We start from the raw sequence: 15,449 nt of genomic DNA, 5'->3' as shown, positions 1-15,449 counted from the left end.
GGGCGGAAGGGTATGACCTTCTTCCCCCTCCGGGGGAGGAGCGCCGCAGGCGCGGAGGGGGCCAGTGACGCTGAGCACCTCCCCCGCTGGGGGGAGGATCACAGGAAAGGAACCTCCCATGCCCAAGTCCAAGCCGCCCCGCCGCCAGCGTCCGCGCCACGTCTCCAACCGCACGCGGACGATGTTCGACTTCTATAACGACCTGGAACGGATCACCGCCCGCGCCGAGCGCGAGGCCGAGGCGATGGCGGAACGGGTTCCGCCGTGCGAGCTGGCGGCCATGCGGGCGACCTGCGCGGAGAACCGGCGGATCTTCGCCGAGGCCCGGGCCGAGCTGATGGCGCCCAGCCGCACGCCGGTGCTGGATCGGCTCGTGACCGAGGCGCGACGCCGGGCGCGATGAGGTCCGTCGCCAGGTCCTATACACACATTCTCAAGTCAAACCCGGATCCGGGGCAGATTTATCCACAAGCCGGGCCAGACGAGACATGAACAGCGTGTAATCTGACCCAAAAGTAATCCACATTTCCGCCTTGTAACTTGAGATCAACGGACGCGGCGGTCAGACCTCTCCTCACTGAGGGGATACAGTGATGACCAAGTCCATTTTGCTGGCCACCGCGGCCATGTTCGTGCTCGCCGGCGCCGCTCACGCCCAGCAGGCGCCGGCCCCCACGGTCGAGGCCGCCCCGGCCGCCGGCCAGAGCGGTGTGCTGGTGTTCCAGCCCGACTTCTTCGCCGCCCAGCGCCCGAACACCGCCCTGGACATGGTCGACCGGGTGCCCGGTTTCGACGTCGACGACGGCACCGGAGCCCGGGGCTTCGAGGGCGCGGTCGGCAACATCCTGATCAACGGCAGCCGCCCGGCCTCCAAGAACGACACTGGGTCCAACGTGCTCTCCCGCACCCCCGCCAACCGCGTCGAGCGCATCGAGCTGATCCGCGGCGGCGCCCCCGGCGTCGACATGCAGGGCTATGCGGTGATCGTGAACGTGATCCTGAAGAAGGGCGTCAGCCACCAGTCGATCCTGACCTGGAACGCCATGCTGTTCGACGGCGGCCAGGACATCTACGGCGGCAGCTACCAGTTCACCGCCACCAACGGCGACAAGAGCTGGGGCGTGACGCTCAGCGACGGCACCTCGTCCAGCGACAGCAATGGCGTCGGCCGCAACGTCCGCCACGACGGGACCGGCAAACTGATCCGCGACGAGGCCTATATCAACGACGGCTGGGGCGGCGGGCGCTCGGTGCGCGGCAACTTCTCCGGCCCGGTGGCCGGCGGCAAGCTGGAGGCCACGGCCCGCTACGGCGTCGAGGACTGGAAGGAATGGCAGGAGCTCAGCTCGGCCACCGCCTTGCGCCGCAGCGCCTATGCCGAGGAGAGCCATTCGGCCGAGGTGGGCCTGACCTATACCCGGCCGCTGGCCCCGCGCTGGAACCTCGAGACCCGCGCCATCCACAGCCTGGAGAACTTCGACAACGTCTCGACCGGCGATGAGACGCTGTCGGGCGTCAAGAGCGCCCAGCAGCGGTTCGTGGCCGACGGCGACTCTTCGGAGTCGATCGCCCGCGGCCTGGTCCGCTTCGAACAATCCAAGGCCCTGACCATCGAGGCCGGCGGCGAAGTCGCCTACAACATGCTGGACGTCAAGCAGGCCTACAGCGTCGGCGGCGTGGCCGTGCCCCTGCCTAGCGCCTCGGTCAAGGTCGAGGAGCTGCGCGGCGAGGCCTTCACCAAGGCGACCTGGCGGGTCAATCCGAAGCTGACCCTGGAGGGCGGCCTGCGGGCCGAGAAGTCAACCATCAAGCAGTCGGGCGACGCGTCCAACGAGAAGAGCTTCTTCTATCTGAAGCCCCGGTTCCTGGCGACCTGGACGCCCAAGGCCAACAACCAAGTGCGCTTCCGTTTCGAGCGCGAGCTGGGCCAGCTGGACTTCGAGGACTTCGCCGCCTCGTCGGACCTGGACGACGAGACCGTCTATGGCGGCAATGTCGACCTCAAGCCCGAGCAGCGCTGGATCTCGGAGATCAGCTACGAGCGCCGCTTCTGGGGCGAGGGCATCGTCTCGATCGGCTATCGCCACGACGAGATCATCGGGGTGATCGACCGCCTGCCGCTGCCCGGCGGCCTGTCGGCGACGGGCAATATCGGCGACGCGACCCTGGACCGGCTGTCGGTCAACATCATCGTGCCGACCGACAAGTTCGGCATCAAGGGCGGCCGCTTCACCTTCAAGAACGACTGGAACGAGACCCACGTCACCGACCCGACGACGGGCAAGGACCGGCCGATCACGGGCGTGCGCCCGACCCAGGCCAATATCGGCTTCCAGCAGGACCTGGCGAAGTACAAGACCCAGTGGGGCATCAACTGGCTGCCGCTGCTGGGCCGGGGCACCTATGACGTCGACCAGACCAATGTCTGGCGCGGGGCGGGCTATTACGAGGCCTTCGCCGAGTACAAGCCGACCCCGACCCTGGCGATCCGCGCCCAGCTGAATATCTGGGACGACTTCACCATCCGCCGCACCGTCTTCGCCAACCGCACCGACCGCGCGGTGTCCTTCGTCGAGGACCGGGACATCAATCCGCGCACCTTCGTGACGCTGCGGGTGAGGAAGACGTTTTAGGCTGTAGAAACTGTCATTCCGGACAAGCGCGTAGCGCGCCGATCCGGGACCGCAGGAAACGCAAGCGCTTGCGACGGTCCCGGCTCTTCGCTGCGCTACGGCCGGGATGACAGATCTTATTTGCGCAGCCGCGCGATCATCGCCGTCGTCGACGGGTCATGCTGGCCCGCCGCGCCGCTCTCCAGCTCGGGCAGGATGCGGCCGGCCATCACCTTGCCCAGCTCGACGCCCCACTGGTCGAAGCTGTTGATCCCCCAGATCACGCCTTCGACGAAGGTCTTGTGCTCATAGAGGGCGATCAAGGCGCCGAAGGTCCGGGGCGTCAGGCGCTCCAGCACCACCAGGGTCGAGGGCCGGTTGCCGGCGAAGGTGCGCTGCGGGGCCAGGGTGGCGATCTCGGCCTCCGAGACGCCCTTGGCCTGAAGCTCGGCGACGACGTCGGCGGTCGAGCGGCCGACCATGAAGGCCTCGGCCTGGGCCAAGAGGTTCGACAGCAGCTTCTCGTGCATGCCGGCCGGGCCCTCGTCGGACTTGGCGACGCCGATCAGCTCCATCGGCGTGATGTCGGTCCCCTGGTGCATGCACTGGAAATAGGCGTGCTGGACGTTGGTGCCCTCGTCGCCGAACACCACGGTGGCCGTGCCGCGCTGGGCCGGCTTGCCGTCGGGACCGACCGACTTGCCGTTGCTCTCCATCTCCAGCTGCTGCAGGAACGAGGCCAGGCGGCGCAGGCGATGCGAATAGGGCACGACCGAGCGGGCCCGGCGGTCCAGGCCGTTGCGGTTGAAGATCTGGGCCAGGGCGACCAGCACCGGGGCGTTCTTCTCCAGCGACGCGGTGCGGAAGTGCGCGTCCATCGCCGCTCCGCCGTCCAGGAAGCCCTGGAAGGCGTCCCAGCCGGCCGCGACGGCCACCGACAGGCTGACCGACGACCACAGCGAATAGCGACCCCCGACCCAGTCCCAGAAGCCGAACACCCGATCGTCCGGCACGCCGAACGCGGCGGTCTTGTCGAGCGCGGTGGAGATGGCGGCCAGGTGCTGGTTCGCGCCCGCCTCGCCCAAGGCCTCGGCCAGCCAGCCGCGGGCGGCGGTGGCGTTGGCCAGGGTCTCCTGCGTCGTGAAGGTCTTGGAGACCACGATGACCAGGGTCTCTTCGGGATCCATGTCGGCCGTGGTCAGGGCGAACTCGGCGCCGTCGACATTGGCCACGAAGCGCAGGTCGATCTGGGGCTTGATCGGCCGCAGGGCGTCCCACAGCAGGCGGGGGCCGAGGTCGCTGCCGCCGATGCCGATGTGCAGGATGGCCTTGAACGGCTTGCCGGTCGCGCCCTTGATCGCGCCCGAGCGGACGGCCTCGGCGAAGGCCTTCATCCGCTGGCGAACGGCGTCGACCTCGGCCATCACCGGCTGGCCGCCAACCTTGAAGTCCGCGTCGGCCGGGGCGCGCAGGGCGGTATGCAGCACCGCCCGGCCCTCCGACGAATTGATCGCCTCGCCGCCGAACATCCGGGCCCGGGCGCCTTCGACGTCGGCCGCGTGGGCCAGGTCGAGGGCGGCTTCGAGGCCGGCCTCGTCCCAGGCCTGCTTCGACAGGTCCAGATGCAGGCCGGCGACGTCGAGAGTCAGCGCTTCGAGCCTTCCAGGCTCGGCATCGAAGAACTCGACAATACGCTTTTCGCCGGCGGCCTTGGCGGCGGCTTCCAGGCGGTTCCAGGCGGTGTCGAGATCGGCCATGCGGAGGATGTCCTTTTGGTAAATCGGCGTTTACGGAACGGGGCTTATCAAAGAGCCGCCGCCGCGTCATGGCAGACCATTGACGTTTTTTGCGGGAGTAACAGATGTCCTGTGACGCCGTCGCCTTTTCCGCCATGCTCTGGATGGCTTCGTTCAGTCCAGGTCAGGCCGCCGCTACGACGCCGGCCGTGCTGCAGCAGCCCGCCGTTCCGCCCTCGGTCGCCGGAGAGCCGCTGTTCCTGGACATCGTCAAGCGCGCCAAGCAGCTGAAGGCGCAGACCGAGACCTATCGCCAGGCGCTGGCCGGCGCGGATCCGACCGGCGCGGCAAAGGCGCTGAAGGGCTTCGACGCCTTCTCGACCCGGATCGGCGACCTGTCGGCGCTGGACATGAAGGGTCACGTCACCCTGAAGGAGCGCGGCGCGGTCGACGACCTTAAGTGCATCCTGCGCGGCATCAGCCAGGACCTGCCCGACAAACTGACCGCCGTCGGCGCGGCCAAGACCCTCAAGGACCAGGACCTGGCCCTGCGCGACATGGTCTATCTGCTGAACGACAACGTCGAGGTCATCACCGCCCCGCCGCAACCGGCGGCCTGAGGCCTTTGGGGACGGCCGCGCGGGGCGGTCGAAACTTCGCCATTCTTGCTTGCTCCAAGGGGTCCCGGCGCTCAGAAGATCGCCTGCCCTCCCCCTGCTCTGCTCGATCGATGTCCCGCACCAAGACCCTCGCCTCCCTGATCGGCCTCGGCCTGACGCTCGCGGCCTGCGCCACCGAGACCAACACCACCGTCTTCGTGCCGGTCATCGCGCCCACGCCGCCCAGTTCGCTGACGCCGCAGCCGATCATGCTGTTCAACCAGACCAAGGACGGCCGCAAGCTGTTCACCCTGGACGCCGAGTTCCCCTATTGCGACGTCGAGACGGGCAAGCTGATCGTCGTGCCGCGCTGGTACGTCACCGATTTCGCCAGCGTGCCCTGGTACGGCCAGGGCTTCGTCGACCCGCAGGGTCCGACGGCGCGGGCGGCTATCGTCCACGACTGGCTCTACACGATCGGCGAGCCGGGCAAGCGCGAGGAGGCCGACGCAATCTTCCTGCGGGCCATGCTCAAGTACGGCGTGCCGCCCTTCCAGGCCAAGATCGCCTACCAGGCCGTGCGGCTGGGCGGCGAGAAGGGCTATGGCCTGCCGACCGACTGGCGGTTCATCGACCCCAAGCGCCAGGACCTGGTCCAGGCCGCGCCGTTCGCCAAGCCGCGCATCGGCATGGTCCGCTATCTTCCGAAATGCCAGGGGTTCGGCGCCCTGATCCAGAGCGGCTGGCGCGCCTATCCGATCAAGACCGCGCCGATCATCGCCCCGCCGCCGGTGATCGTCACCAAGACCCCGCTGGACCAGGTGAAGGCCAAGCTGCCGTTCGGGCTGGATAAGAAACGATAACTGCTTGTCATCCCGGCCGCAGCGAAGCGGAGAGCCGGGACCGCAACAAGCTCTGCGTTTCCTGCGGTCCCGGATCGGCGCGCTGCGCGCTTGTCCGGGATGACAGTTTTATTGTCCCGCCTTCTCGATCGCCTCGATCACCAGGCCTTCGGTCAGCAGCTGCGGTAGGATGACGGGCGCGCCGCCGGTCTTCGGATAGACCACATACAGCGGCACCCCGACCCGGCCGAAATCGGCCAGGGCCTTGGCGATGACTGGGTCGCGGTTCGTCCAGTCGGCCTTTAGATAGACGGCGTTCTGGGCCTTGAAGGCGTCGGCGACCTTGGCGCCCGACAGGGCGACCTTTTCGTTGACCTGACAGGTGACGCACCAGGCGGCGGTGAAGTCGACCAGGATCGGCCGGCCCTCGGCCTGGAGCTGCTTCACCTTTTCCGGCGACCAGGCCTCGGCGGCCAGGCCCGGGCCGGCGGCCGGCGCCTCGGCGCTCGCACCCGCGGTCGGGGGCTTGGCCGAGAGGGCGGCCGAAGCGGCCAGGGCGATGGCGGCGACCAGGGCCAGCAGGCCGACGATCATCGAGACGGCCGAGGCCTTGCCCGAAGCGCGACGGGCCTGGGCCAAGCCGTAGAGCCAGGCCCCGAAGGCGGCCAGCACGCCGGCGCCCAGCACCTGGCCCAGCGCGATCGGCCCGGCCTGTTGGGCGAACACCCAGACCAGCCATAGGGCCGCTCCGTACATCGGGAAGGCCAGGCCTTTCTTCAGCACGTCCATCCAGGCGCCGGGACGCGGCAGCAGCTTCAGCAGGCCCGGGATGAAAGCCACGGCCACGAACGGCGCGGCGAAACCCAGCGCCAAGGCCAGGAACACCGACAGGGCGACGGCCGTCGGCTGGGTCAGGGCGTAGCCCAGGGCGCCGGCCATGAACGGCGCGGTGCACGGCGCGGCCACCACCACGGCCAGGGCGCCGGTGAAGAAGGCTCCGGTCGCGCCGCCCTTGGCCGAAGCGCCGGACCCGACGTTCTGGACCGAGGTCCCGATCTCGAAGACGCCCGACATGTTCAGGGCCACCAGCAGCATCAGCAAGGCGAGACCCGCGATGACCAGCGGCGACTGCAGCTGGAAGCCCCAGCCCACCGCCGCCCCGCCGGCTCGCACGGCCAGCAGCAGGCCGGCCAGGGCCAGGAAGGTGGCGACGACGCCCAGCAGGAACACCAGGCCCTGCAACCGGGTCTTGCCAGCGTCATGAGCGTGGCCGGCCAGGCTGGCGGCCTTCATCGACAGCACTGGGAACACGCACGGCATCAGGTTCAGGATCAACCCGCCGAGGAAGGCGAAGGCGAGCGCGCCGATCAGGCCTCCAGCCATGCCGGTCGCCGGCGCCGTCTCGACCGGCGGCGCGCCCAGGCCGGCGGCGGTCGCGGGAGGCTCGCCCGCCGTGGCGGTGACCTCCCAGGCCCCCGCCTTGGTGGCCAGCACGCCCGCCAGCTCGGCCGGCGCGGTCCCGCCGCCGACGAAGTCGTAGCCGGGTTTCAAGGTCAGGGTCAGGCCCTCGGGGCCGCGCTCGATCGCCTGGTCGGCGGCGTGCTCGATGACCTTAGGCGAATAGGGGAAGAAATAGGCCCCGGCCAGGTCGGCGCCCTTCAGCGGACTGCCGGTGACGGCCAGCTTCAAGGTCTGACCGTCCAGCTTGAACACGGCCTTGAGGCCGGCGGGCTTGGGGGCCTTGGCCAGCGCCTCGCCGACCACCGCGCCCCACTTGGGATCGGCCGCCGGCGCGCCGGCCACGACGGGCAGCAGCAGGGTCAGCTTGGCGTCCTCCGGCACGCAGACTTGCTCGCAGACCAGATACGAGACGGCGGCGTTCAGGCTGATCGTCGTCCCGACCTGGGCGTCGGCCGGGGCGGTGATCGGCACGGGAATCAGGACCTCGCCCTCATAGGCATAGTCCAGCAGCGGACCCAGCGGAGCCTTCTGGGGGGTCGGCCAGACCATGTCGCCGGCGGTCCAGCCGGCCGGCAAGGTCCAGGCGATCCGGGTCGCCTCGCCGGCGTCGCCCGGATTGCGCCAATAGGTGTGCCAGCCGGGAATGATCTTCTGGCGCAGGGCCACATAGACCGTGCCGCCCGGCGCGATCCCGGCCTCCTGGGCGACCAGCTCGGACTCGATGTGCCCGGAATTGACCACCGGCCCGGCGACGGCCGCGCCCGCCAAGAGACCCGCCGCTAGCAGGGCTTGCAGGGCGAGGATGGCTCTCTTCAGGAACATGCGCGCGGGTCCGGGAGCAAAAACGACAGCGGACGCACACATGGCCCGCCAAGGGCGGCTCGACAATGGTGAAGCCGCGGCCGACAGTCGATTCGAGAATCAACCCGGAGTCGCCCATGCCCGCCGCCTTCGACGACATCGAGATCGGACAGGTCGTCAACCTGGGCTCGCGAGCGGTCGACCAGAAGGCGCTGGAGGCGTTCATCGCCGCCTTCGCGCCCGGCTGGCCGGTCGAGAACGGCGCCCCGGACGGCATGGTCTACGCCATCTGGACCCGGCTCGACACCGAGTCCAGCGCCGCCTGGCCGCAGACCAAACGCCTGGGCGTCGACGCCTTGCGCTGGATGCGCAATCCGCCCGTCGGCGAGCTGCTGCGCGGCCGCATGACCGTGATGGGCAAGGACCCGGTCGGCGAAGGCAAGGGCATGATCATCGCCCAGCACGACCTGCTCGACGAAGCCGGGCGCCTGGTCTTCTCGTGCCTGACCCGCAGCATCTTCGCGCGGTAGCTTCGGCAAAGAAAAAGGCGGCGGAGCCGAAGCCCCGCCGCCCTTCGATCTTGCGATCCGCGACCGACCTTAGTTCAGGTTGGCGGCTTCCTGCTGCTTGATCATGGTCTTGTTGATCAGGCGATCCCAGCCGAGCAGCGACACCAGATGGGCGTAGATCTGGGCCAGGGCGCCGTTTTCCTGCAGTTCCTTCAGCTTGGCGGCCGGCAGGCCGTTCAGCTTCTCTTCCGAGACGCCGAAGTACTCGGCGACCGTGACCGGCTCGCCGGCCGGAGCGCCGGTTTCGTCCTGCGGCTGGAAGGTGGCCTTCTTCAGCTCGAACAGGTCGTTGTCCTTCAGGATCTGGACGAACGAGTCCGTGCGGCGGCGCTCGACCTCGAAGTCGTCGCAGAACTTGATGCAGTTCTGGGTGTATTCGGTCGGTTCGCCCTTGGCGTCGAACAGGGGCGTTTCGCCCTTTTCGGTCAGCAGGTCCGAACCGCGGTCGATGCAGACGATCAGACGGTCTTGCGTGTCATCGTTGGCCAGCACGAACGGATAGCGGCGGATATAGGCCGGGATGTAGACGTTCGGCTCGATCGAGCCGTCGGCGCCGATGAACAGGTTTTCCTGCTGATTCAGGCCCATCACGGCCAGCGGCACCCGGTCGTCGCCGGCGAAGATCACCGGGAAGGTCAGGGCGGCCGGCGCGAATTCCGAGACCGTCAGCGGCACGGCCGTGCCGGAAGCGGCGAAGCCGTAAGGCTTGTCCTTGTGGACCAGGGCCAGCTTGGCGTGCTGCTCGCGATTCAGCGGCTCCGGCGAATTGTAGAACAGAACGTTGCCGGAGATTTCGCCGGCGGACTGGGTCGTTTCCATGAAGAGCTCTACGACAAAATAAGAAGCGGGCGCTCGAAACCTTCAAGACGGCCGCAAAGGCCTGGGGTTCTAGCCGATCCCGCGAGGACCGGCAATCTAGGCCGCCGTCTTGGCTGGATACGGGCCTCCGATTCATCTTCGACGGGAACCGTCGAGCGCGATCGGCCCCGTGATGGGCGAGCGCGATCCGGACGCGGACGGGCGTCGCGATCGGGCTATGAAGTAACGTCTCCGCCGATCGAGCCGCTTTTTCTTGACGCACGATTTTCTCCGCTCTCTGTGAGCGGATGACCTCAAGGGCGCTACCCATGACCCGTTTCGCGCTGATCGCCGCCGTGGCTTCCAGCCTGGCGCTCGTCAGTTGCTCGGCCCTCGACGCGCCAGACGTCTTCGGCGCGGCCAAGGCTCCCGTCGCCACCACCGCGCCCTCGGCCGGCTGGGTGAAGCCGCCGCCGGGTTACCTGATCGGAAACGGCGGCCTCGACGCCACCGTGATCCTGGGCCCGCCGCCCGAACCGACCTCTCCCCGCGGCGAGGCCGAGCGCGCCCAGTTCAAGGAGACCCGCAAGCTGGCCAACACGCCCGCCTGGAGCCAGGCGATCGCCGACGCGGACCTGTCGGGCAAGAACGGCATGAAGAGCTTCTCGTGCGCGGCTGGCGTCACCCTCAGCGCCGAGGCGACCCCGACCCTGGCCCACATGCTGCTGCGGATGACCGACGACGCGGCCCGCATCTACCAGCCGGCCAAGGCGGTCTATCGACGGCCGCGCCCGCCGGTCGGCAACACCGCCCCGATCTGCGTGCCGCGCGAGGCCTGGATCGAGACCGACGGCTCCTACCCCTCGGGCCACGGCCTGATCGGCTGGGCCTGGGCCTCGGTGATCGCCGAACTGGTCCCGGACCAGGCCAGCCCGATCCTGGCGCGCGGCAAGGCCTTCGGCGACAGCCGCGTCGTCTGCGGCGTCCACTTCCAGAGCGACATCGAGGCCGGCCGCTATCTGGGCTCGGCCCTGGTCACGCGGCTGCACGACGATCCCGGGTTCATGAGCGACCTGGCCAAGGCGCGGGCGGAGGTGGCGGCGTCGCGAGCCAACGGGCCGCCGGCGGGGTGTTCGGGGAGCTGAGTTCTTCCTTCAACCCGCCCTCCCCGGCGAAAGCCGGGGCCCAGATCGAACCCACGAAAGCCTCTGGCGAGGCCTGAGGCGCGTACACCCAAACCACCCAGGATGAATCTGGGCCCCGGCCTTCGCCGGGGAGGTCGGAATGTTTTGCCGCCGCGCCAAAGAACGGCACGTGTTCTTCAGCGGGTCATCCCTTGGCTAAACCCGAACGGCGTCGATCAGCAAGGCCGGCCGCTGGCCAGGGCCGAGTAGAACTCCGGCCGGCGGTCACGGAAGAAGCCCCAGGCGGCGCGGTGCGTCGTCAGGAAATCCAGGTCAAACGTGGCGCTGACGATCCCTTCGTCGGCCCGGCCCAGCTCGCTGACCAGGTCGCCGCGATGGTCGGCGATGAAGCTGGAGCCATAGAAGGTCTGGCCGCCGTTCGGATAGCCGTCCCACGGCTCGAAGCCGATGCGGTTGGCGCCGACCACCGGAATGACGTTCGACACCGCGTGGCCCTGCATGGCTCGCCGCCACGGCAGGGCGGTGTCGAGGCTGGGGTCGTGCGGCTCGCTGCCGATGGCGGTCGGATAGAACAGGGCCTCGGCGCCCATCAGCGCCATGGCGCGGGCGGCCTCGGGGTACCACTGGTCCCAGCAGATGCCGACGCCGAGGCGACCGAAGCGCGTGTCCCAGACCTTGAAGCCGGTGTCGCCGGGCCGGAAATAGTACTTTTCCATATAGCCCGGGCCGTCGGGGATATGGCTCTTGCGATAGACGCCCATCAGCGAGCCGTCGGCGTCGACCATCACCAGGCTGTTGAAATAGTGCGGGCCCTCGCGCTCGAAGATCGAGATCGGCAGCACCACGCCCAGTTCGCCGGCCAGCGGCGCGATGGCCTTGACCACCGGATGCTCGCGCCACGGATGGGCTTCCGCAAACCACCGCTCCTCCTGGGCGACGCAGAAGTACGGCCCCTGGAACAGTTCCGACGGCAGGACGACCTGCGCGCCCTTGGCGGCGGCCTCGCGGATGAAGCCTTCGGTCTTCTTGATATTGGCCTGCAGATCCATGCCGTACGAGGTCTGGATCGCGGCGACGCTCAGGGTGCGGGCCATTTTAAGCGGGCTCCTGCTGGCTGATGCAGTGGAACGAACCGCCGCCGGTCAGGATGGCGGTGGAGGGCAGGCCGATGACCTGGCGTTCGGGGAACAGGCCCTTGATCACCTCGACGGCGAAGGCGCCCGACTCCTCGGCGTAGATCGGCACGATGACCGCCTCGTTGGCGATCAGGAAGTTCATGTGCGAGGCCGGGATCGGCTCGCCGTCCTCGTCGAGGATCTTGCCTGGCGAAGGAATCCGCACGACCTGCAGCGGCGAGCCGCGGCTGTCGGTCATGCTGGCCAGCAGCTTGGCGGTCTGGGCATAGACGTCCGCGTTCGGATCGTCGACGCCATAGGCCATCGGGCAGGCCACGACACCCGGCGCGACGAAGCGGGCCAGGTTGTCGACATGGCCGTCGGTGTGGTCGTTCAGCAGGCCGTCGCCCAGCCACAGCACCTTCTTCGCCCCCAGGGCGTCGGCGAGGGCGGAGGTGGCCGAGGCCTCGTCCCAGCCGGCGTTGCGGTTCGCGTTCAGCAGACACTGGCGGGTGGTCAGGACGGTGCCGTTGCCGTCGTGGTCCAGGGCGCCGCCTTCGAGGATGAAGTCGTTGCGGACCAGCGGCGCGCCCGAGGCGGCGGCGATCTGCTCGGCGACGATGTCGTCGCCTTCCAGGCTGTACTTGCCGCCCCAGCCGTTGAACTGGAAACCGGCGGCGGCGGCGGAACCGCCCCCTTGGCCGCCGCCCTGGGCGCCTTCGACCTCGACGAAGATCGGGCCGGTGTCGCGCAGCCAGATGTCGCCGAACTGGCCGCGGACGATCTCGACGCCGGTGTCGCCCAGCAGGGCGCGGGCGGCCGCCTCGGCCTCGTCGCCGACCACCATCAGGCGCACGCGCTCGGCGCCCGGACCGGCCAGGGCGCGGGCCAGGGCGGCGACCTCTTGCTGGGCCTGCTCCAGGTCTTCCTGCCACAACTCGGCGTGGCTGGGAAAACCCACCCACATGGCGCGGTGCGGAGCCCACTCGGCGGGAACGGTGACGGTCATTCGAAGGCCCAATGCAGCGGCGGGAAACGAAAGGGGGCGCAGATGGCCCCCAAAGAGGTTCGGGTCAAGGGAGCCGGGGTCAAGACGCCTGTGACTAGCAGACGCGGATGACAAAGAAAAAGGGCGGCCCGAAACCGGACCGCCCCCATTCTCTAGAACTCTGCTCGCCGAGCTTAGAAGGCGGCGTGCAGGGTGATGCTGGCCGTACGCGGATAGCCAGGCTGGCCGAGGCCGRTGCCCGACGGGTTCACCGCCAGGTCGCCCAGGTACTTTTCGTTGCTCAGGTTCTTGACGTTGATCTGGACGTACGAGCGCTTCATGCCGAAGCCGTCCAGCTTGTAACGCGCGTCCAGGTCCAGCAGCGCGTAGTGCGGGGCCTTTTCGGTGTTGGTCAGGTTGGTCCAACGCTCGCCGACCCACTGGGCCTGCACGCCGAGGCTGAAGGCTTCGGTGACGTCGTATTCGACGCGCATCGTGCCCTTGTACTTCGGCGCTTCGTACAGTTCCTTGCCCTTGGTCAGCAGCAGCGAACCCAGCGTGGTGCCGGCGATGTTCTGCTGGATCTCGGAGTCTTGATACGAGAACGAGGTGTAGAAGAAGAGGTACTCTTCCGGCCGGAAGCCGAACGCGGCGTCKAAGCCCTTCTTTTTCACGTCGCCGATATTGACCGAGAAGGCGATGTTGTCCTGCTCGTTGAAGGCGCGTTCGATACGATCCTTGAAGTCGGTGTACCAGACCGCGGCGCTGAGCAGGATGGTCGGCGACTGGTAGCGATAGCCCAGATCGTACGAGTTGGTGATTTCCGGGTTCGGGTTCGTCAGCTTGCGGTCGTAGAGGTCGTCCGTACGCGGCGCCGAGAGGGTCTTGGCGTAGCTGAAGTAGACCGACTGGTGATCCGCCAGGGTGTAGCTGATGGCCGCGCTCGGCAGCAGCTTGTCGTACTTGCGGGTGACCTCGCGCGGACGACCGTATTGGGTCGTGCCTTGGCCCGGCAGGGTGACCAGGGTCTGGCCGGCGCCGTCGTCAGTACCGGCGATGGCGGTCGGGGCCTGGTTGGTGCAGTAGGCCGTGAAGGTGTCGGCCTGATAGCAGAAGTTGTGCAGTTCACGCTTGAAGAACGGCGCACGCACGCCGGCGTTCACCAGCACCTTGTCGTCCATGAACTTGCCGCGGTACTCGACCGAGAACTGGTTCAGGGTGGCGACCGAGACGCGGTCACGCTTGCGCAGGATGCTGCCGTCCGAAAGCTTGATCGGCGTGCCGTAGCCATCCTTGCCGCCGAAGACGCTATTGGGCGTCGTGTCCTGGCTGAACGTCGTGTATTCGCCGGTCTGGCGGTGGTGGGCTTCGTCATAGGTGTAGGCGGCGCGGAAGCTCTGGCTGTCCGAGAACTTCCAGATCAGCGACGAGGTGACGCCGTAGCGGCGGGTGTTCGTCGTGTTCGGCGAGTACAGCAGGACGGTGTCGAGAATGTCGCCGTCGCCGTTCAGGTCCTGGCCGCCGGTCAGGGCGCTGCCGCGGATGATGCCGCTGCCCGTGCCATTGCCGCTTTCGTTGAACAGGCCGCGACCACCGCCGTTGGCCAGCACGTACTGGAACGAGGGGTCGACGGTCAGGATGAAGCTCTCACCCAGATGGAACAGCGACTGGGCGCGGATGTTGCCGTTGTTCGATGGGTTGATGTTGTACTTGTAGCAATTGCCCGCGTTGACATCGATCTGGGCGACGCCGGCGACCGGGGTCGGACGGTTGCAGGTGGCGCGGCTGTAGCCGATGCCCGTACCGGCCTGGAACTGGGCCAGGTTCATACGGTTGATGAAGTTGTTGCGGTTTTTGTTGTAGGTGGCGATCAGGCTGATGAAGTCGCCGTTGTCGCCGATCGGCTGATAGATGCGGCCGTTGTACTGCTTCTTGTGGATCTTGCCGGGACCGTTGAACACGTCGTTGATCGCGTCGGCATAGCTGACCCAGGCGGTGGTGCCCCACGGACCGATCTTGCCGGTGTCCAGCACGCCGAAGATGCGGCGGAAGTTGCCGTCGCCGGCCTGGGCTTCGATCACGCCGCCGAACTCTTCGTCGGGCTTGCGGGTCACGTAGTTGACGGTGCCGCCGGCGGCCGCGGCCGTCGGGCTGTCGACGTCGGTCGTGCCGGTGTTGACGTCGACCTTGGAAATCAGTTCCGAGTCCAGCTGCTGGTTCGGATAGATGGCGTAGTTGCCGCTGTCGTTCAGCGGAACGCCGTCCTGCAGCAGGGCGATGCGTTGCGAGTCGAAGCCGCGGATGGTGATGTCGCCGCCGGCCGAGCCGTAGGCGTCATTGTTGGTGAAGTTGACGCCCGGCAGCAGGTTCAGCGAGTCCAGGATCGTCTGGCCCGGCACCTGGCGGGAGATGAACTCCTGGGTGATGGTCGAGCGCGACTTCGGAATGGTCTGCGAAACGATCGCGCCATTCTGGTTCTTCAGCGTCGAGGCGGTGACCACGACCTGTTCGACGGCTTCCGAACCCGTCGATTGGGCCATCGCGGCGCCCGCGGCGACCAGGCTACCGACCAGCGCGGTCGTCGCCAGGGCGAAATTTCTCATGTTCATGTGGAAGGATCCCCTCATTATTCGACACGCCCACCGTATGACCGACATGGTTCTGCGCCGTTGGGGCCGTTTACAGAAAGTTTTAGAAGGTTTGGTGACGGAAACGCCACGCCTACCTCCAAACCGTCATAAAGCCCCGCATACGCGGAAGAATTGGTCAGTTTTTTCTTACTT

General features: G+C 67.7%; 12 protein-coding genes. 6 read left to right on the top strand and 6 right to left on the bottom strand.

The genetic code is table 11. The annotated features are described in order from the left end of the window. Positions 1-118 precede the first annotated feature (118 nt). The gene (locus AC1DSO_RS05810) at positions 119-403 is read left to right on the top strand and encodes a hypothetical protein (protein WP_477067945.1); all 285 of its coding nucleotides are present in this window, start codon (positions 119-121) and stop codon (positions 401-403) included. Between the two features lie 187 nt (positions 404-590). Continuing rightward, entirely contained in the window at positions 591-2,633 is a 2,043-nt protein-coding gene (locus AC1DSO_RS05805) for a TonB-dependent receptor plug domain-containing protein (protein ID WP_477067944.1), read from the top strand. A 116-nt stretch (positions 2,634-2,749) separates the two neighbouring features. On the opposite strand, the gene pgi is transcribed toward AC1DSO_RS05805, so the two are convergent. After that, entirely contained in the window at positions 2,750-4,369 is a 1,620-nt protein-coding gene (gene pgi, locus AC1DSO_RS05800; RefSeq protein WP_477067943.1) for a glucose-6-phosphate isomerase, read from the bottom strand. 104 nt (positions 4,370-4,473) lie between these two features. Here pgi and AC1DSO_RS05795 point away from each other — a divergent pair, with 104 nt between their 5' ends. Beyond that, complete coding sequence (locus AC1DSO_RS05795) at positions 4,474-4,968, top strand: hypothetical protein (RefSeq protein ID WP_477067942.1); 495 nt, start codon at positions 4,474-4,476, stop codon at positions 4,966-4,968. Positions 4,969-5,078: 110 nt separating this feature from the next. Beyond that, complete coding sequence (locus tag AC1DSO_RS05790) at positions 5,079-5,810, top strand: DUF1353 domain-containing protein (RefSeq protein WP_477067941.1); 732 nt, start codon at positions 5,079-5,081, stop codon at positions 5,808-5,810. A 108-nt stretch (positions 5,811-5,918) separates the two neighbouring features. On the opposite strand, the gene AC1DSO_RS05785 is transcribed toward AC1DSO_RS05790, so the two are convergent. Beyond that, entirely contained in the window at positions 5,919-8,072 is a 2,154-nt protein-coding gene (locus AC1DSO_RS05785) for a protein-disulfide reductase DsbD family protein (protein WP_477067940.1), read from the bottom strand. Between the two features lie 116 nt (positions 8,073-8,188). On the opposite strand from AC1DSO_RS05785, the gene AC1DSO_RS05780 reads away from it, so the two are divergent. Next, complete coding sequence (locus AC1DSO_RS05780; RefSeq protein ID WP_047406797.1) at positions 8,189-8,581, top strand: acyl dehydratase; 393 nt, start codon at positions 8,189-8,191, stop codon at positions 8,579-8,581. A 69-nt stretch (positions 8,582-8,650) separates the two neighbouring features. Here the strand turns inward: AC1DSO_RS05780 and AC1DSO_RS05775 are convergent, their stop codons facing one another. Then, a complete protein-coding gene (locus AC1DSO_RS05775; protein WP_477067939.1) occupies positions 8,651-9,439 on the bottom strand; it encodes a SapC family protein in 789 nt (262 codons plus the stop codon). A gap of 308 nt (positions 9,440-9,747) precedes the next feature. On the opposite strand from AC1DSO_RS05775, the gene AC1DSO_RS05770 reads away from it, so the two are divergent. Then, positions 9,748-10,563, top strand: a complete 816-nt coding sequence (locus AC1DSO_RS05770) for an acid phosphatase (protein WP_477067938.1) — start codon at positions 9,748-9,750, stop codon at positions 10,561-10,563. Positions 10,564-10,778: 215 nt separating this feature from the next. On the opposite strand, the gene aguB is transcribed toward AC1DSO_RS05770, so the two are convergent. From aguB to AC1DSO_RS05755, 3 genes are all read right to left on the bottom strand, one after another. Next, complete coding sequence (aguB, locus tag AC1DSO_RS05765) at positions 10,779-11,657, bottom strand: N-carbamoylputrescine amidase (protein WP_477067937.1); 879 nt, start codon at positions 11,655-11,657, stop codon at positions 10,779-10,781. 1 nt (position 11,658) lies between these two features. After that, on the bottom strand, positions 11,659-12,687 hold the full coding sequence (locus tag AC1DSO_RS05760; RefSeq protein WP_477067936.1) for an agmatine deiminase family protein: 1,029 nt from the start codon (positions 12,685-12,687) through the stop codon (positions 11,659-11,661). A gap of 173 nt (positions 12,688-12,860) precedes the next feature. Further along, on the bottom strand, positions 12,861-15,275 hold the full coding sequence (locus AC1DSO_RS05755) for a TonB-dependent receptor (protein WP_477067935.1): 2,415 nt from the start codon (positions 15,273-15,275) through the stop codon (positions 12,861-12,863). Between the last annotated feature and the right edge of the window lie 174 nt (positions 15,276-15,449).

It is taken from the genome of Caulobacter sp. P4_E5 (assembly GCF_056401555.1).
Note: the sequence above shows the minus strand (reverse complement) of the source record. Positions and strands in the feature narration are given on the sequence as shown.

Coding starts and splice junctions, on each gene's coding strand:
- AC1DSO_RS05810 (WP_477067945.1), top strand. CDS start 119: ATGCCCAAGTCCAAGCCGCCCCGCCGCCAGCGTCCGCGCCACGTCTCC.
- pgi (WP_477067943.1), bottom strand. CDS start 4,369: ATGGCCGATCTCGACACCGCCTGGAACCGCCTGGAAGCCGCCGCCAAG.
- AC1DSO_RS05795 (WP_477067942.1), top strand. CDS start 4,474: ATGTCCTGTGACGCCGTCGCCTTTTCCGCCATGCTCTGGATGGCTTCG.
- AC1DSO_RS05790 (WP_477067941.1), top strand. CDS start 5,079: ATGTCCCGCACCAAGACCCTCGCCTCCCTGATCGGCCTCGGCCTGACG.
- AC1DSO_RS05785 (WP_477067940.1), bottom strand. CDS start 8,072: ATGTTCCTGAAGAGAGCCATCCTCGCCCTGCAAGCCCTGCTAGCGGCG.
- AC1DSO_RS05780 (WP_047406797.1), top strand. CDS start 8,189: ATGCCCGCCGCCTTCGACGACATCGAGATCGGACAGGTCGTCAACCTG.
- AC1DSO_RS05775 (WP_477067939.1), bottom strand. CDS start 9,439: ATGGAAACGACCCAGTCCGCCGGCGAAATCTCCGGCAACGTTCTGTTC.
- AC1DSO_RS05770 (WP_477067938.1), top strand. CDS start 9,748: ATGACCCGTTTCGCGCTGATCGCCGCCGTGGCTTCCAGCCTGGCGCTC.
- aguB (WP_477067937.1), bottom strand. CDS start 11,657: ATGGCCCGCACCCTGAGCGTCGCCGCGATCCAGACCTCGTACGGCATG.
- AC1DSO_RS05760 (WP_477067936.1), bottom strand. CDS start 12,687: ATGACCGTCACCGTTCCCGCCGAGTGGGCTCCGCACCGCGCCATGTGG.